General features: G+C 62.0%; 17 protein-coding genes. 7 read left to right on the top strand and 10 right to left on the bottom strand.

Annotation, left to right across the window (positions count from 1 at the left end; translation table 11 throughout):
- Positions 1 to 27: 27 nt before the first annotated feature.
- The 10 genes from QA637_RS17225 to QA637_RS17175 form a co-directional block, all read right to left on the bottom strand.
- Entirely contained in the window at positions 28 to 768 is a 741-nt protein-coding gene (locus QA637_RS17225; RefSeq protein ID WP_283064991.1) for an ABC transporter ATP-binding protein, read from the bottom strand.
- A complete protein-coding gene (locus tag QA637_RS17220) occupies positions 737 to 1,564 on the bottom strand; it encodes an ABC transporter permease (RefSeq protein ID WP_283062464.1) in 828 nt (275 codons plus the stop codon). Before QA637_RS17220 ends, QA637_RS17225 begins: the two co-directional genes overlap by 32 nt.
- The gene (locus QA637_RS17215; protein ID WP_283062462.1) at positions 1,561 to 2,553 is read right to left on the bottom strand and encodes an ABC transporter substrate-binding protein; all 993 of its coding nucleotides are present in this window, start codon (positions 2,551 to 2,553) and stop codon (positions 1,561 to 1,563) included. The genes QA637_RS17220 and QA637_RS17215 overlap by 4 nt, the downstream gene beginning before the upstream one ends.
- 406 nt (positions 2,554 to 2,959) lie before the next feature.
- Complete coding sequence (locus tag QA637_RS17205) at positions 2,960 to 3,601, bottom strand: hypothetical protein (RefSeq protein WP_283062460.1); 642 nt, start codon at positions 3,599 to 3,601, stop codon at positions 2,960 to 2,962.
- The gene (locus QA637_RS17200; protein WP_283062458.1) at positions 3,601 to 4,473 is read right to left on the bottom strand and encodes an ABC transporter permease; all 873 of its coding nucleotides are present in this window, start codon (positions 4,471 to 4,473) and stop codon (positions 3,601 to 3,603) included. The genes QA637_RS17205 and QA637_RS17200 overlap by 1 nt, the downstream gene beginning before the upstream one ends.
- Positions 4,470 to 5,258, bottom strand: coding sequence for an ABC transporter ATP-binding protein (locus QA637_RS17195; protein WP_283062456.1), 789 nt, complete (start codon positions 5,256 to 5,258; stop codon positions 4,470 to 4,472). The genes QA637_RS17200 and QA637_RS17195 overlap by 4 nt, the downstream gene beginning before the upstream one ends.
- Before the next feature lie 149 nt (positions 5,259 to 5,407).
- On the bottom strand, positions 5,408 to 6,385 hold the full coding sequence (locus tag QA637_RS17190; protein ID WP_283062454.1) for a YVTN family beta-propeller repeat protein: 978 nt from the start codon (positions 6,383 to 6,385) through the stop codon (positions 5,408 to 5,410).
- Positions 6,386 to 6,460: 75 nt separating this feature from the next.
- Positions 6,461 to 7,696, bottom strand: a complete 1,236-nt coding sequence (locus tag QA637_RS17185) for an ABC transporter substrate-binding protein (protein WP_283062452.1) — start codon at positions 7,694 to 7,696, stop codon at positions 6,461 to 6,463.
- Positions 7,697 to 8,044: 348 nt separating this feature from the next.
- Positions 8,045 to 8,650 (bottom strand): dimethylsulfoniopropionate lyase, encoded by a 606-nt coding sequence (locus QA637_RS17180; protein WP_283062450.1) that lies wholly within the window; start codon positions 8,648 to 8,650, stop codon positions 8,045 to 8,047.
- 55 nt (positions 8,651 to 8,705) lie between these two features.
- Entirely contained in the window at positions 8,706 to 10,742 is a 2,037-nt protein-coding gene (locus tag QA637_RS17175) for an NADH:flavin oxidoreductase (RefSeq protein WP_283062449.1), read from the bottom strand.
- 146 nt (positions 10,743 to 10,888) lie between these two features.
- Between QA637_RS17175 and QA637_RS17170 the strand changes: the two genes are divergently transcribed.
- The 7 genes from QA637_RS17170 to QA637_RS17140 all read left to right on the top strand — a co-directional run bounded on the left by QA637_RS17170 (position 10,889) and on the right by QA637_RS17140 (position 17,864).
- The gene (locus tag QA637_RS17170; RefSeq protein ID WP_283062448.1) at positions 10,889 to 11,527 is read left to right on the top strand and encodes a TetR/AcrR family transcriptional regulator; all 639 of its coding nucleotides are present in this window, start codon (positions 10,889 to 10,891) and stop codon (positions 11,525 to 11,527) included.
- Between the two features lie 6 nt (positions 11,528 to 11,533).
- The gene (locus QA637_RS17165; RefSeq protein WP_283062446.1) at positions 11,534 to 12,328 is read left to right on the top strand and encodes a pyrroline-5-carboxylate reductase family protein; all 795 of its coding nucleotides are present in this window, start codon (positions 11,534 to 11,536) and stop codon (positions 12,326 to 12,328) included.
- 72 nt (positions 12,329 to 12,400) lie between these two features.
- The gene (locus tag QA637_RS17160) at positions 12,401 to 13,402 is read left to right on the top strand and encodes an ABC transporter substrate-binding protein (protein ID WP_153441085.1); all 1,002 of its coding nucleotides are present in this window, start codon (positions 12,401 to 12,403) and stop codon (positions 13,400 to 13,402) included.
- A gap of 152 nt (positions 13,403 to 13,554) precedes the next feature.
- Positions 13,555 to 15,540, top strand: coding sequence for an oxidoreductase (locus QA637_RS17155; RefSeq protein ID WP_283062444.1), 1,986 nt, complete (start codon positions 13,555 to 13,557; stop codon positions 15,538 to 15,540).
- The gene (locus QA637_RS17150; protein ID WP_283062443.1) at positions 15,540 to 16,538 is read left to right on the top strand and encodes an Ldh family oxidoreductase; all 999 of its coding nucleotides are present in this window, start codon (positions 15,540 to 15,542) and stop codon (positions 16,536 to 16,538) included. Before QA637_RS17155 ends, QA637_RS17150 begins: the two co-directional genes overlap by 1 nt.
- A gap of 280 nt (positions 16,539 to 16,818) precedes the next feature.
- Positions 16,819 to 17,091 carry a hypothetical protein gene (locus QA637_RS17145; protein WP_283062442.1) on the top strand — a complete coding sequence of 91 codons (273 nt, stop codon included), beginning with the start codon at positions 16,819 to 16,821 and terminating at the stop codon, positions 17,089 to 17,091.
- 158 nt (positions 17,092 to 17,249) lie between these two features.
- Positions 17,250 to 17,864 carry a TetR/AcrR family transcriptional regulator gene (locus QA637_RS17140; RefSeq protein ID WP_283062440.1) on the top strand — a complete coding sequence of 205 codons (615 nt, stop codon included), beginning with the start codon at positions 17,250 to 17,252 and terminating at the stop codon, positions 17,862 to 17,864.
- Position 17,865 lies beyond the last annotated feature (1 nt).

Below are 17,865 nucleotides of genomic sequence, written 5' to 3'. Positions count from 1 at the left end.
TCAGCGGATGGCGGCTTTGGCCCGCGATCACGCCGTGTCCGGAAACCGCTTGTGAAAAGCCGAAACGAGATTGTCGAGCGCCGGCGTGTCACGCAAATGGCGCGAGAGGCCTACTTCGAAAATCCCCAGCACCTGCGCCGGGCGCGGCGAGAGCACGATGATGCGATCGGCAAGCAGGAGGGCCTCGCGCAGATTGTGGGTCACCATCAGGGCGGTGGTGGGCCTCGCCGCCCACACCGTCATCAGGAGGCGGCGCAATCTGTCGGCGGTGCGTTCGTCGAGCGAGGTGAAAGGCTCGTCCAGGAAGAGAATGGCGGGCTCCGTGGCGAAGGCCCGTGCGAGGGCGGCGCGGCGCGCAAGCCCAAGCGAAAGTTCCGAAGGGTAGAGCGACCGCATGGCCGAGAGGCCGAGGATTTCGAACAGCCAGTTCAGGTCCTTGTCCCTGAGATGCGGAGAGAGAGCAAGGCGGACATTCTGCTCCACCGTCCGCCAGGGCAGAAGCACCGGCTCCTGGAAGACGGCAGCAATTCGGTTGGAGCCGCCTTCGGGCAGCCGATAGCTGCCTGAAAATTGCCGATCGAGACCAAGCAGGATTCGCAGTGTCGTGGTCTTGCCGCAGCCCGAGGGCCCCAGCAGACAGGCGAATTCGCCCTGCCTCACCTCGAAGGAAAGTCCGCGCAACGCGACAATCGTAACGCCCTCCGCCGACCGGAACGTCTTCTCGGTAATGTCGACCTTAAGCGGGGCGGCGACGCCAGCGGGTTGCATGTCGTTCAAGTGGCTGCACCAGAAGGAGTTCGATCAACAGCATGATGGCCACGAAGGCTAGCGTGTAGGCAAGGATGGCGGCAACATCAAATATCTGAAAATAGAGATAGATCTGGAAGCCGACGCCGCTGGACCGGCCGAGCAGCTCGACGACGAGCACGATCTTCCATATCAGCGCAATGCCGGAGCGCGAGGCGGCGGCGAAATAGGGCTGCAACTGCGGCATCAGGACATGGCGGATGCGGTCGAGCCACCCCAGCCGGTAGACTGCGGCCATTTCCGCAAACCGGGGATCGAGCGCGCGCGCACCCTCGCGCATGGTGACGACGACATTGGGTATCTTGTTGATCGCGACGGCGCCGATCGCGGCGGCCTCCGTCAGGCCGAACCAGATGTAGGCGAGGACGATAACGACCAGGGCCGGCAGGTTGAGAAAGAGGACAAGCCACGGATTGAAGAAGGAATCCGCCCGCCGGTGCGTGCCGAGCAGGACACCGATGACCGAACCGGCGACCATGGCGACAACGTAGGCGGCTGCGACCCGCCAAAGCGTCATCGCCAGGTGATAGCCGAGGTCGCCGCTCGCCGCCTCCTTGAGGAGGACCCGCCAGACCTCGAGCGGCGGCGGAAACGCACGGCTCGGCCAGACCTCGGCCGCGATGCCCCAGAGCAGGCATAGTCCAAGGAGCGACGCGAGCGCCGTCGCCGCAGGCAAGGCGCCGCCGATCCCACGGGTGACCGTGCGTGAGCGCCGGCTTGCGGATACGCCGTTCTCCGATCCGAACCCTGCCGTCATGTCTTCAATGCAGCCCAGAACGTCCCGGGAGCCATGTGCCGCGCCGCGCCGACGAGCTTCTCGCCGCCAAGCTCGGCAAGAATTTCATAAAGCTTGGCGGCGTCGCTTTCCTCTTCGGCGAGCGGCCTCCGTGGAATGCCTTCGCGATAGCGGTCGCGCAACACCTCGAGTTCCCTGCCCTCGGCCCGCACGACAGGCGCCAGGCGTTGCCATTCGGCGTCGGACTCGGCCAGCAGCTTCTTGGCCAGCGCGCTTGCCTTGATGAAGCTCATCGCCACATCCGGGTTTTCGTTCGCCCATTTGTCGTGGAATACATATCCCAGCGCCGAGACCGGTCCCGATGCCCCGAGCGCCCTCGCCGCGTCGTCGGCGCCGATCAGGCGGCGGAAGCCATTCGCCTCCAGCCGCGCGCAGAAATGCCAGAAATTCAGGACCGCATCGAGCTCGCCGGAGACGGCCTTTTCCGACAGCAAAGGCGGGGCGCCGAAAACAATTTCGGCCTCCCTCGTCAGATCGATCTTGTGGTCACGCTGCGCCAGCCCCTGGATCAGAAGCCAGCTCTTGTCGAGCGATCCGCCGGTCACGCCGATCTTCTTGCCCACCAGGTCGGGGATGGCACGGATCGGCGCATCCTGCTTGACCATGATGGCGCCAACGGCGGTCGAGTACGGAGCGAGCGTGAGATCCTCGCCCTCAGAACGCTGGCGCGACACCCACAGCCAGTCGGACACGATGACGTCCAGATCGCCCGCGAGCATCGCGACGTTGGTGGCGTCCTCGCCGGCGAAATAGACGACCTCCACGTCGACGCCGTTGGCCGTGTCGAATTTGTTGTGCTTGATGGTGTCGAGTTCCCAGTTCACCGTGCCGAACTTCAGGACGCCCACACGTATTTTCGGAGCGGACGGGGCTGCCGAGGCATGGAAGCCCAGAGGACTTGCTGCTGTCAGCAGAGCCGCTGCGCAAAGCACGCGCCGCGATATATTCATAATGCCACCTCCCAACAACGCGATGTCACGTTTCCCCGCTCCTGCCGGGGAACGCACATTTCCATCGCACGACCTTCAGCCCCGGATGGCCCTCGGACCACTTCGCGATCTCGGGCGGAGCCAACATCATGCATTGGAAAAGCGATCCCCGCGCCTCGAAATACAGGTGCTCGGTGCGGCAATTCGTAGGGTTCGCCAACATGCAGACGGTCAGGACGAGAGCGACGAGATTCAACGGAGCACCTTTCCCTGGGCGCATGCGCACGGCAATCACGCTCGCTGGCATGCTACGCATGCCGGTTCGACAACTGGCCTTCACGAGGTGCCCGTTGGAAAGCCTACGAGGAGGATACGCGTGCGCTAAACGAGCGTCAATTCGTCGGCGACGGCGAAAGATTAGGGGGTCTCACTGGTGTTTCAGCGCTTCCGCAATCGTCTTGGCCAGCGCATACAAGCGCTGCTCGATCAGTGTCGGCACCTCGCAGACGAAGCTCAGCGATTCCGTCCGCTCCCGAAAGACGCGAGTCTGAAACGCGAGCCGATCGCTCCGCGCTGTCAGTTCGTTGCTGTTGGCATCGGGCTTGGCCCGCAGGGCATCGACGGCAGAAGCCTCCTGACGCAGGCGTGCCGCCATGTCCCTCTGCCTGTGGGCGTAGCGTGCAATGCCGCCGACGACGTCCGAGCGCTCCCGGTTCATATGATCGAAGAGACCCTGCATGAGCATGGTCATGTGCCGCTCTCTCTCGCCCACCGGAAGGCCTTCCGCGTAGCTCTTTATCTTTTGCTGCGCCTCCGCAAGCGGCACGCGACGCGCCGACAGCTCGGTCACCAGGGCAGAAATCCCAGAATCCTTGGACCAGTCCGCGGCCGTCCGCGGCAGGTCTCCGCCGGTCCATATCTGGCCGAGCGAAAGTTCCGGAACCTTGCGCTGGACGCACGGCCAGTCCGGGTCGTCCCCCTGCGCGGCCAAGACGGGCCATGCGGCGGCGGCTGCGGCGACTGCCGCGGCGGGGATGATGCGCGTCAGGAGCAGGAGCAGCCGCAGCATCACGCGTTTCCTCCGGTATCCTGCTTGCGGCCGAGCAAGCCGGTCGATGGGTCATAGGCGAGGATCGCACCGCCCAGAAACAGGATGGTGAACGCAACCACGAGCAAGAGCGATCCCCAGTCGACCTGTCCGTAAAGGGCGAAGCGGATCAGCTCGACCGCGTAAGTGAACGGGTTTGCGAGGCAGATCTTGTAGAGAAGCGGACTCGATTCCTGAATGCGCCACAGGGGATAGAGTGCGGGAGAGGCAAAATACATCGGAAAGATCACAAAGTTCATGATCCCCGCGAAATTCTCCAGTTGCTTGATCATCGATGACAAAAGCATGCCGAGCGAGCACAGCATCATCCCTGCCAGGAAGAGCGCCGGCAGGACCATGAAGTAACCGGTCCATGGCGGTTTTACTTCCCAGAACCACGCGATGGCGAGAAAGGCGTAGACCTGCAGGATCGATACGGTGACGCCGGCAAGCAGCTTCGAGACCAGCAGGAACCAGCGCGGAAAGGGGCTGACCAGCAGGGTCCGCATGTTTCCCATCTCCCGGTCGTAGACCATCGAGAGCGACGACTGCATGCCGCTGAACAATAGGATCATGCCGCAGAGGCCCGGCGTGATATAGACTTCGTACAGCACGTAGGTCTTGTAGGGCGGGATGATGGAAACGCCGAGCACCTGGCGGAAGCCTGCGGCAAACACGAAGAGCCACAGCAGCGGACGAACCAGCGACGAGATGAAGCGCTCTCGCTGATTGAGAAAGCGGAGCCCTTCCCGGACCAGGATGCCTTTGAGGCATACGAGATATTGGCGGGCGCTGAAGCCACGTTCCGTAGCGGGGCCTGCCGAAATGGGTCCTGCGGCAGATTGCAAAGTCATCGGCGTTCTCCATTGGCCGGAGCTGAGGCGACCCCCGTCAGTGTCGCAAAGGCCTCTCGAATGCTGCCTGCGCCACAGGAACCAATGACGTCATCTACCCTGCCGTCCGCGAGCACCCGGCCCTTGTCGAGTATGATGACGTGGTCGGTTTCCTCCACCTCATCGATGAGGTGGGTCGCCCATAACACGCTGATGCCATCGGTCAGCACCGACTTACGGATTGTGGCGAGGATCTCCGCACGCGACCGGATGTCCAGCCCCACGGTTGCCTCGTCGAGCAAGAGAAGCGGCGGACGATGCATGAGAGCCCGTGCAATCTCGATGCGACGCATCTGCCCGCCCGAAAGGCTGCGCGCCTTGTCATATAACCGGTCGCTCATGTCGATCTGAGCAAGCAGCGCCTTGATCCGCGACAGGGCGTCTCTTCGCCCGATCCCATGCAGCGACGCGTGGTAGGAAAGATTCTGGTAGACGCTGAGATCGAGATCGAGCGTGCGCGCCTGAAACACGATGCCGAGGCGGCGCAGCGCCTCGCCCGGCTCCCGGCGGACGTCGTGGCCGAAGATACGGATCGTGCCGTGGCGCGTGCTGTAGAGATGGCTGATCAAGGAGAACAACGTCGTCTTGCCGGCGCCGTTGAGGCCGAGCAGGACGGTGAAGCGTTGCGGCGCGATGGAAAAGGAAATGTCGGACAGAACCTGCTTCTGGCCGTAGGAATGATTGACACCCGACACTTCAAGTGCGGCAGGCAAGCTCACTCCATCATTGGCCTTAACATGCTGCATGTGTCGTGTTCCTCCCGCGACCAGCCAAGTTAGTCCACATCCCAGCCTATTTGATGGTGATCGTTCGTTGCAAACCTTTCTCGCCAAGAAAGGAAACGGACCGCCTGCTGTCTCTTCCTCTCTTACTGAAGGGCCCTTTGCCTTGCGCGTCAGTCCGGGCTGACGACCACCCCCCAGGGCAGCGCCCCGACGGTCACCGACTGAACCGCTTCATCGGTGGCAACGTCGATGAAGGTGATGTCGTTCGAAACGCCGTTGGTGCTGATGATCGTCTTCTGGTCGGGCGTGAAGGCGAGCTGCCAGACCCGCTGCCCGACGAGCACATATTTTTCGACCTCGTAGGTCTGCGCATTGACCACGGCGACGCGATTGGCGGGGCCGAGCGCCACATAGGCTTTCTTGCCATCGGCAGTGATCCGCACGCCGACCGGCTGGATCGCTTCCGCGCGCAAGCCGGGAATCTCGAAGGTGATCTTGTGCTTCACCTCACGGCTCGCATTGTCGATGACCGAGACCGTGCCGCCGATTTCGGCGCTGACCCAGACCTCCGAATTGTCGGGTTTGAACTCGGCAAAGCGCGGCCTGGCATCGACGAGGACATTGTCGGTGATCTCGTGGGTCTCGGTGTCGATGAAGTGCGCCATGTTGGTCGTTTCCGAGGTGTTGACCAACGACTTCCCGTCCGGGCTGATGCCCATTCCCTCGGGTTCGACGCCAACGGGCACCTCCATCGCCACGCTCCTGCTCTCCAGGTCGATGACCGTGACCAGATTGTCGTCCTCATTGGCGACGTAGAGCGTTTTGCCGTCGGGAGAAAGCACGAAGAGCTCGGGGTCAGGACCGGAGGGCAGCGTCCCGACGATCTCGTAGGTGGCCGTGTCGATGATCTCGATCGTGTCGTCGTCGCTTGCGCAGAGATAGATGAACTTGCCGTCGTGCGAAATCGTGATGCCGCGCGGCCGCTGGCCGACATCGACGGTGCGTACCACCTCCATCGTGGTCGAGTCGACGACGGTCACCGTGTTGTCCTTCTCGTTGGAGACGTAGACCATGTAGGCGGACGCCGGCGACGCCGCGCTTGCTGCCAAGGCAAACCCGGCCGACAGAAAGGTCAGTCTTCGCAGCATCTGGCTCTCTCCCTGTGTACTGCATGATTCCTTAAATCGACCTTGCGCGTCCGATTGGACGCGCGGCGCTGTAGCCTATTTCAGCTTGCATTGGGTCTCCGGCTGATCGATCCCGAGCGTGTCGAGCTCGGAAACCTGATGCAGGAATCCTTCCTGCGGCGACGTCGATACGACGGAACGGCCGTCTCCGAGGAAGATCGGCTGGCGCAACTGCCAGTTCCATTTGCGGAAGGTCAGCCGCTGCCCCTTGAACGCGGCGATCGAAAAGTCATCGGCGCGAATGAAGGCCGCAAGCTTTTCGGGGTCGGCACTTTGCGTGCGCGTGGCAGCATCGCCGATAATCCTCGCAGCGGTCCACGCGGCCATGTCCTTGGACAACATCCGTCTGCCGTTGGCCTTGGCGAAGCGGTTCTGTATCTGCGTGCCGCCCCATTGCTCGCTGGCCGGATGCCAGGCAGAAGGGATCAGGCCGGCGGTCCCGGCGACCGGACGCGGAATCCAGGTCCGGAACGGCACATAGGTTCCGAAAACCTCGCTCTCGTCGGCCACGAGCAGCACATCGTGATCGGGGAAGCCTTGAGTGAAAACCGGCATCTGCCGTTGGATCTGGACCACGCCGGTATCCGTCCGCCGCGCCGTGCCGGTATCGGTGAATTCCTTTTCCGCCACGATCTCGCCGCCGAAGCGGGTCGCGGCGCGGCGGAGCGCATCGGCGAACAGCTTGTCCGGCTCATGAGAGCCGTAGACCAGCACCCATCGGCGCCACTGTTTCCATATCAGATATTGCGCCAGCCCATCGGCGAGCATGGTTCGCGTCGGCGCCGTGTGGAAGACGTTCGCCCGGCAGTCCTCCTCGCGCAGACGGTCGTCCGGGGCACCAACGTTGAAGATCAAAATGCCCTTGTCACGGGCGAGATCGGCAATCGACAGAAGCTGCGCGGCGGAGAGATCGGCGAGAATGTAGAGAACGCCCTTCGAGACCATGTCATTGAAGGCAGGTACGACGTCGGCATCCGGCTTCACCTCGGACACATCGAGCGTAAACTTCTGTCCGAGGAACCTGCCGGTCGTGTTGTTGTCGCCGATCGCGACCTCCGCCCCCGCGACACCTTCGTCGCGCGGCGGCACGTCCAGCACAGAAAGGGCAAGTTGCGGCGCATAGGCACGAAGGTAGCCGAGCTTGATCTCCGAGACCTGTTTGGCTGGAGCCGTCTTGCCGGCCGGTGCGGGCGAAGACTCCTGCGCGTAGGTACCGGAGAGGCTCGGAACCGCAAGAAGAACAGAGATAAACGCTACGAGGAAACGCGGCACCGCACATCCCACTTGGTCGCAAGAACACATCATCTTCGACGCCACAGCGCCGCGCGTCTTGTCAGACGCGGACGCTGTAGCACTTGCTGCACGTTTTGATCCCTAAGTCGGATATGATTTAAGGAAACATGCAGTAGTCGGATCTGTGTAACGCCTTGGTGCCGCAGATAGCTTAATCGAGACGTCCCTGATTTCAACCGGAAATTGGGAAGAGGTTCTCCGCGCCCACTAGACGGTTTGGACGTCACAGCGATTCCGTGTTCATCGCGGGTGCCACTTTCTCGCCGGGCGCCGCCCGATCGCGTGCCGCGCAATCCCGGATTTCTGCGGGCGTTCGGCCGCCGGGGCTTACTGGGCCGGATACGCTACGAGCAACGCCCAGAAGGCAAAGAGCGGGGCGTCGACCGATCGCATGGCGTGTCTGATTCCGGGCTCATTGTAGAAGGAACCGCCGACGCCCGGCGAGAACCAGGCTCCTTGTCCCTGCCGGAATTCCCCCTCCGAAAGAACGAGATAGACCTCGTCGGGTGCATGATCATGGTCCGGATAGCGAACATTTGGCGCCATGAGGGTGACGCCGATCCACAGGTCCCGCCGATCTTCGAGGCCGCCGGGCCCAATGATCATCGCATTGGCGTGGCCTTCGAAGAAATTCACGCTTTCGGAACCGTCATTGTTCGACCGCCGGCGCCATTCGAGCAACGGTTCGATCGCCTTGAAGCGGTCGATCAAGCGGCGAAGCGAACCGTATTCGGTCTCGACGGCGAGCGCCGCGTCGAGTTGGGCACACACCGGCAGCCGGCTCCCCGGACCAGACCTTTGCGGGCCCGGAACCTCAAGCGCAGAAAAAATCCGCCGGATCGAGCGGCGCGATTCCGGAGCTCGGGCGAATTGGTCGAATGCCGTAAGGGCTGCATCGACGAATGACTGAAGAGCCTCGCTTCGACCTGCCATTGAATTCCCCTGTACGAACGAGGGAGGGCCGTCCGCTGGACGATCCTCCTGGATGTCAGACGTCCTTGAGAAGCCGAAGCGCGTCGTAGATTGCGGCGTGCGTGTTGCGCGCCGCGACTGCGTCGCCGATGCGGAAGAGCTGGAATTTGCCCTGTGGGTTGCGCAGGACGGACTGCTGCTCCCCGGCGATCAGCTGATCGTGCGACATCTCCCCGAGATTGCTCGAGACGGGTTTCAGCTCGAAGTACAGTTCGTCGAGCGGAATGGTGCCGTGGTTGATCACCACCTGATCCACCGTACGCTGCTTCGCAACGCCGCCATAGTCACTGCCGACATGGGCGATGAGCTGGTTGCCTTCGCGTTCAACCGCATCGAGCCGGTAGGTGACGGTGAAGGTCACGTCCAGTTTCTGCAAGGACCGCATGTAGGGGACGAGGTTCATCGCCATGACTTCCGGCGCGAAGGAGCGGTCTGGGGTCATGATCTCGACCTTGGCGCCGGCGTTGGCGAGGAATTCGGCGGCCTGCAGGCCGGCATGGTCGCCGGCGTCGTCGAAGATAAGGACGTTGGTGCCCGGCTTGACGTCGCCCGAGATGATGTCCCAGGCGGAGACGACGAGCTCGTTGCCCTTGGAGAGGACGTCCGTGTGCGGAAGTCCGCCTGTCGCGATGACGACGACGTCCGGATTTTCGGCCCCTACGGTCTCAGCCTCCGCCCAGGTGTTGAAATGGAAGGTGACGCCCAGCTTCTCGCACTGGCTCATCCGCCAGTCGATGATGCTGATCATTTCCCTGCGTCGTTCGCTTTGAGCCGTGAGCCTGATCTGGCCTCCCGGATCGTTAGCCGCCTCAAAGACGACGACCTCATGGCCGCGCTCGCCCGCCACACGGGCCGCCTCAAGGCCGGCAGGCCCGGCGCCGACGATCACGACCTTCTTGCGGCGCTCCGCTTTCGCGATCGTGTGCGGCATGGTGAGTTCACGACCGGTCGCGGCATTGTGGATGCAATAGGCGGCACCACCCTGGTAGATGCGGTCGAGACAGTAGTTCGCCCCAACGCAGGGCCGAATGTCGTCCTCACGCTTCTCCATCATCTTTCGGACGATATGCGGGTCCGTCATATGGGCGCGGGTCATTCCGACCATGTCGACCTTGCCGGACGCAATCGCGTGGCGCGCGGTGGCGACGTCGGGAATCTTCGCTGCGTGGAAGGTCGGGAAGTTCGTGGCCGCGCGAATTTCGCCGGCGAAATCGAGATGCGGCGAATTGGCCATGCCCTGGATCGGGATGACATCGGTGAGGCCGGCGTCGGTATCGATATGCCCGCGGATAACGTTCAGGTAATCGATAAGACCGCTTTCCTTGAGGCGCTTCGAGATTTCAACGCCTTCCTCCTTGCCCGTGCCGCCGGGAAGACACTCGTCGGCCGTGTATCGCACGCCCAGGATGAAATCGTCTCCGACGCGTGCGCGGATCGCCTTCAGGACGTCGAAACAGAAGCGCATGCGGTTGTCGAGAGAACCGCCGTAAGGACCGTCAAGCTCGTTCGTTAGCGGCGACGTGAACTGGTCAAGCAGGTGACCGTAGGCTTCCAGTTCAACGCCATCCATGCCGCCCGCCTTCATGCGCTCGGCCGCATCGGCGAAATCCTTGATGATGCGCTCGATGTCCCAGTCTTCGAGCTTCTTGGGGAAGGCGCGGTGCGATGCTTCGCGCTGATGGGAGGGGGCGACAACCGGCAGCCAGTCACCCTTGTCCCACCGCGTGCGCCGGCCGAGATGGGTAAGCTGGATCATGATCGCCGCACCCTCGTCGTGCACGGCGTCGGTCATCTCTCTGATCCACGGCACGATCTCGTCTTTGTAGGCGAGCAGGTTGTTGAACACCGGCGGACTGTCCTTCGAAACCGCGGCAGAGCCCGCGGTCATCGTCAGCGCCACCCCGCCTTTTGCTCTCTCGACCGTATAGGCGCGATACCGCTCCTTCGGCATGCCATCCTCCGGATAGGCCGGCTCGTGCGACGTCACGATGATGCGGTTGCGCAGCGTCAAGTGCTTGAGCTGATAGGGCTGAAGGAGGGGGTCGTTCGACATGTGCCGGGCTCCGGTCTAGAAACGTCGGCTCAAACGCTACGCAGAAATGTACATAAGTGTCAAGTCAAGAAACATATAGGTCTGCGATATCGACATCAGTGTACATTTTTCTTGTGTGCCCTTTCACAATTTGTTAGGAAATCGTTATGGAGCACGTTTCAAACGACAGCGGCTGGCGCGGATCGCAGGAGGGGTGGCTGGAGGCGGCCTACGAGTCACTGCTCGAAGGCGGAGTGGACTCCGTAAAGATCCTGCCGCTGGCAAAGAGGCTCAACCTGTCGCGAACGAGCTTCTACTGGTTCTTCAAGGACCGGGAAGAGCTGCTGGCTGCGCTCATCGGCCGGTGGCGGGACAAGAATACCGGCAACATCGTGAAGCAATCGGAGGCATACGCGGAATCGCTGGCCGAGGCGATGCTCAACGTATTCGATTGCTGGCTGAACAAGGACCTGTTCGACTCGAAGTTCGAGTTTGCCGTGCGCAGCTGGGCACTCCAGTCCGAAGACATCCTGAACGAGGTTCAGCAAGCCGACCACGTGCGGTTGGAAGCCCTCAAGCGCATGTTTATCCGTTTCGGCCATTCAGAGATCACCGCCGATGTCCGCGCGCGTACGACCTACCTGGTTCAGATCGGCTACATCTCGATGCAGACTCGCGAGGATATCGCCACCCGTATGAGGCGGATTCCCGAGTACATTGCCATCTACACGGGCCAGGTACCGGAGCGAAGGGAGCTGGATCGCTTCTTCGCGCGGCACGGCTACAAACCAGAGGCCGGAGGATAAACAACGATGAGCGGCTCACTAAGGATTGGCATCGTTGGTGGAGCCGGCTGGCTCGGTGGAGCAATTGCCGCCTCACTGCTCGATGCCGGTTTGGTGCAGCCGCATGATCTTTCCCTCTCTTATCGTACAGAGCAGCCGAACCGCTTTGCCGGCTCCTTCTGGACCGCCGACAACCGACAGCTCGCCGACCGTTCGGACGTAATCATTGTCTCGGTCCGGCCCGCAGATTGGCCGCCGCTTCTGATCGACGCCGATGGTAAGCTCGTGATTTCCGTCATGGCCGGCGTTCGTTTGAGCCAATTGGCCGAACACCACAATACGAAGAGAGTTGTGCGCAGCTTGCCGAACGCGGCGGCGGAGGTAGGCAAGTCCTACACGCCCTGGATCGGCTCGGTGGACGTAACCGATCAGGACCGCGCCGTCGTCCGCGCGATCTTCGATGCCTGCGGAACTGAGGACGAGGTCGCAAGCGAAAGCGACATCGATTACCTGACGGGCCTTTCCGGATCGGGTCCGGCATTTCCCGCATTGTTGGCGACCGCGATGATGAACGATGCCGTAGCGCGCGGACTTGGTCCGGAGATCGCTCGGCGCGCGGTGACCACGGTGCTCATCGGCGCGGGCCGCCTGCTTGAACGTCGCGACGAACATCCTGCCGACACGGTTGAAGCGTTTGTTGGCTATCGCGGCACGACCGCCGCCGCGATCGAAGCAATGCGCGCTGCTGGCTTTGAGGCCGCTGTCGCCGACGGCCTTGCGGCCGCTCAGAGAAAATCGGTGAGTATGGGAGAACGCTCCTAGCTGCCGTTGGAGCAGGGAAAACGCGGCATCCTGCTCTTCAACAATACGCCGCAACAAGAAAAGGGAACGGCAATGAAGTATCTACTTGCATCGACTTGCCTCATGCTTGGTGTACTGGGAGGCGCGTCCGTCACCAACGCTGCGGAATGCGGATCGCTGACCATCGCGAGCATGAACTGGCAGAGCGCGGAAGTGCTTTCCAACCTCGACAAGATCATCCTGAATGAGGGTTATGGCTGCGACGCCGAAATCACCATCGGCGACACCGTCCCGACGATCACCTCGATGGCGGAAAAGGGTGAGCCCGATATCGCGCCGGAGGCGTGGATCGATCTGCTGCCCGATGTCGTCAAGAAGGGAACGGAAGAAGGCCGTATCGTCAAGGTCGGTTCTCCGCTGCCTGATGGCGGCGTGCAAGGCTGGTGGATCCCAAAATATTTCGCGGATGCCCACCCAGACATCAAAACGATTCCCGACATGTTGAAACACCCGGACCTGTTTCCCGATCCGGAAGACCCCAAGAAGGGGGCGATCTTCAATGGCCCTCAGGGATGGGGCGGCACCGTCGTCACGTCTCAGCTGTTTAAGGCGTTCGACGCCGAGAAAGCCGGCTTCAAACTCGTCGACACCGGTTCAGCCGCCGGCTTGGATGGCTCTATCGCCAAAGCATATGAGTCCAAGGAAGCCTGGGTCGGCTACTATTGGGCGCCAACAGCGCTCCTCGGCAAATACCAGATGGTCAAGCTGGAACCAGGCGTTCCGGAAGATGCGGCGGAGTGGAAGCGCTGCGTTACCGTGGCCGATTGCCCTGACCCGAAACCAAGCGCGTGGCCGGTCGATACCATCGTGACGCTGGTCGCCAAGCCGTTCTCGGAGAAGGCCGGTCCCGAGGTCATGGACTACCTGAACAAGCGGTCCTGGAGCAACGACACAGTCAGCAAGCTGATGGCCTGGATGACGGATAACCAGGCGAGCGGCGAAGAAGGCGCCAAGCACTTCCTCGAGGAGAACGAGGATGTCTGGTCCAAGTGGGTCTCGCCGGAAGCGGCCGAGAAGATCAAGGCGGCGCTCTGATAGACACAAGGTGCGGCGCAGGCACGCGCCGCACCGATCCAACCGAAAAGCAAACAAGACGTGTGCCGGCTTCTTCAATAGGGGAACCGAATGGACTGGTTTTATGAGTTCTCGAAACGCCTGCCTGCCATTGGCATTGCCGGAAAATCCTGATGTCTAAGCTGTTCCCGCACCTGTTCTCACCCATCAGGCTCCGTGGGTGCACCCTAAGAAACAGGATCGTGTTCGGGGCCCATACGGCGAACATGGCCGAAGGCGGGCTTCCGACCGAGCGGCATGCGGCGTATTACGCCGAGCGGGCGATTGGCGGGGCAGCCATGATCGTCGTGGAACCCATGCCGGTCCATCCGGCAGCCGTGCTTACCCGGGGAAACTTTCGCCCCTCGGACGACAGTGTGGTCCCCCACTTCAGAAAGGTTGCCGCCGCCATCAAGGACAACGGCGCTGTCGCCATCCAGCAGCTCTATCATGTCGGCGCTCATGGCGATTCGGACAATTCCTTTCACCCGCATTGGTCACCGTCGGGTCTCCCCAGCTATCATGACAGCGATGGCTCGCATCCGATGAGCGAGGCGGAGATCTGGGAAACCATCGACGGCTTCGTCCAGGCGGCACGCCGGTGTCAGGAGGCGGGTTTCGACGGCGTCGAAGTCTGGGCCGCCTATCTCGGTATGGTCGATCAATTCTGGACGCCGTGGTCGAACCGCCGGGACGACGATTGGGGCGGCTCTCTGGAAAACCGCACGCGAATGTCACGCGAGATCCTCGCGCGCATCCGGGCGATCTGCGGACCCGATTTCATCGTCGGCCTCGCCGTCAGCGACGAGCCGGATTACAGCGTCGCGCTCTCCAGAGATGAGCTTGCCGAGATCGTCGGCATGCATGACGAACTGGGGCTGATCGACTACGTCACTTGCGGGTCCGGCGGCTATCTGGACTTCCATAAGCTGATGCCCACCTTCCTCTACCCCGAGAAACTCGGGGCCGACCTCGGGGCGACGCTCAAGCGGACCGTGAAGAAGGCGCTGGTCATTGCCGAAAGTCATATCAGGACACCGGAAAATGCCGAAATCGTGCTTGGCGAAGGTGCAGCGGACCTGGTGTCCATCGTCCGCGGCCAGATCGCCGATCCGCATCTCGCTCGAAAGGCAAAAGACGATCGCCCCGACGACATCCGGGGATGCATTTCCTGCAATCAGATGTGCTGGGGCCGGCGCTCGCGCGACTACTGGATAAGCTGTCTCATCAACCCGTCCACGGGACGGGAATCTGAATGGGGCGGCGACCGTTTCACTCGGACCGCGGAACCGAAGAAGGTCCTTGTCGTGGGCGGCGGGCCGGCGGGATTGGAAGCGGCGCGGGTCGCTGCAGAGAGAGGCCACGAGGTCGCCCTGATGGAAGCCTCCAGCCGGCTTGGCGGCAACTTCCTGCTCGCCGGCATGCAGCCCCGTCGCGGGCAGATTCTCGATCTCATCCAGTGGTACGAACGCCAGCTCGACAAGCTGAAGGTCGACGTGCGCCTCAACTGTTACGTGGAGGCATCGGAGATTTTGGCCTACGGAGCCAATTCGATCATCCTTGCGACCGGCTCCTATTCACCGGAAACAGGGTTTCAGAAGGCCCTGCCCGCGGTCGAGACACTGCCTGGGATCGAGCGCGGCAACGTGTTCACCGTCGAGGCCGTCGTGGCGCGTCAAGCGAGGCCCGGAAACCGCGTTCTGCTTCTCGACGAAGGTGGCGGCTGGCGGGGCTGCGGCACGGCCTGGAAGCTTGCCGAGGACGGCCATGCAGTCACCATCCTCTCCCCGGACCCCTTCATCGGCAAGGAACTCCAGCGAACGACGGCCGATGTGCCGCTGCGGCGGATCCTGAGGAAGCTCGACGTCAACTGGCTGGTCGAAGTCAGCGTCGTCGAATGGCACGGGAACGGCGCAACGGTTGTCGACCACAACACCGGACGGCAAGCTTTCGTCGAGGGAGACTGTCTCGTCCTCGCCACGACAAACATGTCGGCCAACTGGTTGGCACAAGATCTGGAGGGTCAGGGTCTGCCTTTCCATCTAATCGGCGATTGCGCCGCCTCGCGGCAGGCTCCCTATGCCTTCCATGAAGGCAGGAAGGTTGCATTGGAGCTCTGATGTTCGACGAGAGGATCACATTGCCCGTTGCCGAGGCTCGGTCGCTCGCGACCGAGGCCTGCCTGTCCGCAGGCGCCAGCCATTTGACGGCGAAGTCGCTCGTCGACGCGACACTCTCTGCCATCGAGGTCGGCCGCGACGAGCTGGGGTTTCCACATTTCCTCGACTACCTGCAGAGCCTGCGGGAGGGCCGCATCGACGGGGGTGCGAGCCCCCGCATCGTACATAGACTTCCGGCCCTCATTCACGCGGATGCCAATCGGGGAATCGCCCAGCTCGGCTTCGACCTCGTTTATGAGGACCTCGTCGACCGGGCGCGGACCTTCGGTGTGGCAATCTTCACGCAGAGGAACAGCTATACGGCAGGCGAATTGGGATACTACGTCAGACGCCTGGCCCTCGATGGGCTGGTCTCGCTTGCGGTAGCCAACAGTCCTGCCATGGTGGCCGCGACACCGGGCGCCAAGGCCGTCTATGGTACCAACCCGCTGGCCTTCGGTGCCCCGATGTCGGGATCGGAGCGACCGCTGGTCATCGATCAGTCGTCGAGCGCAACGGCGTTCGTCAACATCGTCCGGGCTGCTTCAGAGGGGCGCTCCATTCCCGAGGGATGGGCCACCGATGAAAACGGCGAGGTCACCCTTGACCCGCACAAGGCGCTGCGAGGAGTGCTGCTCGCTTTTGGCGGGCCGCGAGGAGCCAATATTGCCTTGATGGTCGAGGTCCTGGCGGCCGGCCTGTCAGGCGCGTCCTGGTCCCTCGACACGCCAGACTTCAGGTCCGGAGCCGAATGCCCCGGCACCGGCTTGACCATTGTCACGCTATCGCCGAATGCGATCGGGGGAGACTTCGGCGCTCGCCTCGCCGAACAGGTCAGGCGCCTCGAGCAGCTCGGCGTGTATATACCGGGTCAAAAGGTCTCATTGTCGGCGAAGAATGGCGGTGGCTTCATCACTTTGGATGCAAGAATCCTGGCAGCCATCAGGGGCTATATTTAGTTCGACTTGCCAGGCACCAGAACTGGGTGTCGTGGGTCTTCAGACATTTTGGCGACTCGCGCTTGCAGAAAAACCTCCTTCCGTCGGCTCAAAGGCGTTTTTTCATACGACTGTATAACTTGTGCGAATTCGGCAAACGAAAGACTCTGGGCCCGCCTCGAGCAACTCTCATCGGCTGCAAGGCAACCTCCAGGTCGGAGAACCTTCATGCACACACCCGGCGGACGCGAGTCGGACAGACATAGGCCCGACGCGCACGAGGGCGAACCGAGTAAGCTACATGGCTGTAAGGAACCGCGGCTCGACAGTGCTGGTCGTTCGTGACGGCAATGTCCTCACCTTGCCTAAGGCAAAAGCCAAGGCGGGCGAGTCGGGCCCCGCGCAGTCCGTGCCACGCGAACCCCTTCGTCCAGAGCTGATGCGTTACGTTCCCCGCTTGCGAGACACCTTGAAACCGGTCAGTCGGGGCGTCCTTGCCCTTGGTGTCCTTTTCCTCCTCGGCGCGATCTATATCCACGGTTTCGCGATTTTTCGAAGCTGGCTCATGTTTTAGACGGCGCCGCCCTCAGGCGAGAACGCCTTGATCTGGCGCATCGACTTGACGCTGCTGCAGGCAGCGAAGCCACTTCGTCGCTCCCGCTACCGCCATTGACATCGTCGGTAATGCCAATTACCACTCAAGGAACGCATCATGAGGCGAGGTCAAAGGTTGTGGTTGCAGCAAAATCGGGGCGGTTGAAAACTCGCCGGCAGGCCCTTCTTCAAGCGGCGGCCGACGTCTTTTTCGAGCAAGGCTACGCGGCGACGAGCATCGATGCGATCATCGAGCGTGCCGGTGGATCGAAGCGAAACATCTACAATGAGTTCGGCAACAAGGAGGGCCTGTTCTCCGCGATCGTCTCCGAAAGCGCGGACAAGCTGCTGTCGACCCTGGTCGTGGAGGAAATCGAAGGACACGATCTGGAGGAAACCCTGACAGCCTTTGGCCAGCGTCTCATGGGCCTTTACATGTCACCCACGTTGATCGGCATTTACCGGATTGCCATCACCGAAGCCACCCGCTTTCCTGATCTCGTCAAGGCGTTCTATGAAAAGGGCCCAGGCCGGGCCACCTCCCGTCTCGCCGAGGTCCTCGAATTCGCGCGGGAACGAGGGGAGATTCAGGCGGATGATTGCCTGCGCCTGGCCGGCCTCTTCGTCGGCATGATCCGCGATAACCTTCTTCAGGTTATTTTGGCACTCCGCCCGCCGCCGTCGGACGAAGAGGCGCGGGAGGCGGTCGCTTCGGCCGTGGAGGTCTTCCTGAATGGCGTCCGACCTCGCTAGC

Source organism: Sinorhizobium terangae (genome assembly GCF_029714365.1).
In the GTDB taxonomy this organism is placed as follows: Bacteria; Pseudomonadota; Alphaproteobacteria; order Rhizobiales; family Rhizobiaceae; genus Sinorhizobium; species Sinorhizobium terangae.
This window is presented reverse-complemented; position numbering and strand designations above follow the sequence as displayed.

What these genes read in the sequence shown, in the direction of transcription:
- QA637_RS17225 (WP_283064991.1), bottom strand. Translation starts at nt 768, where the DNA reads ATGCAACCCGCTGGCGTCGCCGCCCCGCTTAAGGTCGACATTACCGAG.
- QA637_RS17220 (WP_283062464.1), bottom strand. Translation starts at nt 1,564, where the DNA reads ATGACGGCAGGGTTCGGATCGGAGAACGGCGTATCCGCAAGCCGGCGC.
- QA637_RS17170 (WP_283062448.1), top strand. Translation starts at nt 10,889, where the DNA reads ATGGAGCACGTTTCAAACGACAGCGGCTGGCGCGGATCGCAGGAGGGG.
- QA637_RS17145 (WP_283062442.1), top strand. Translation starts at nt 16,819, where the DNA reads ATGGCTGTAAGGAACCGCGGCTCGACAGTGCTGGTCGTTCGTGACGGC.
- QA637_RS17205 (WP_283062460.1), bottom strand. Translation starts at nt 3,601, where the DNA reads ATGCTGCGGCTGCTCCTGCTCCTGACGCGCATCATCCCCGCCGCGGCA.
- QA637_RS17215 (WP_283062462.1), bottom strand. Translation starts at nt 2,553, where the DNA reads ATGAATATATCGCGGCGCGTGCTTTGCGCAGCGGCTCTGCTGACAGCA.
- QA637_RS17150 (WP_283062443.1), top strand. Translation starts at nt 15,540, where the DNA reads ATGTTCGACGAGAGGATCACATTGCCCGTTGCCGAGGCTCGGTCGCTC.
- QA637_RS17195 (WP_283062456.1), bottom strand. Translation starts at nt 5,258, where the DNA reads ATGCAGCATGTTAAGGCCAATGATGGAGTGAGCTTGCCTGCCGCACTT.
- QA637_RS17190 (WP_283062454.1), bottom strand. Translation starts at nt 6,385, where the DNA reads ATGCTGCGAAGACTGACCTTTCTGTCGGCCGGGTTTGCCTTGGCAGCA.
- QA637_RS17175 (WP_283062449.1), bottom strand. Translation starts at nt 10,742, where the DNA reads ATGTCGAACGACCCCCTCCTTCAGCCCTATCAGCTCAAGCACTTGACG.
- QA637_RS17155 (WP_283062444.1), top strand. Translation starts at nt 13,555, where the DNA reads ATGTCTAAGCTGTTCCCGCACCTGTTCTCACCCATCAGGCTCCGTGGG.
- QA637_RS17180 (WP_283062450.1), bottom strand. Translation starts at nt 8,650, where the DNA reads ATGGCAGGTCGAAGCGAGGCTCTTCAGTCATTCGTCGATGCAGCCCTT.
- QA637_RS17200 (WP_283062458.1), bottom strand. Translation starts at nt 4,473, where the DNA reads ATGACTTTGCAATCTGCCGCAGGACCCATTTCGGCAGGCCCCGCTACG.
- QA637_RS17160 (WP_153441085.1), top strand. Translation starts at nt 12,401, where the DNA reads ATGAAGTATCTACTTGCATCGACTTGCCTCATGCTTGGTGTACTGGGA.
- QA637_RS17165 (WP_283062446.1), top strand. Translation starts at nt 11,534, where the DNA reads ATGAGCGGCTCACTAAGGATTGGCATCGTTGGTGGAGCCGGCTGGCTC.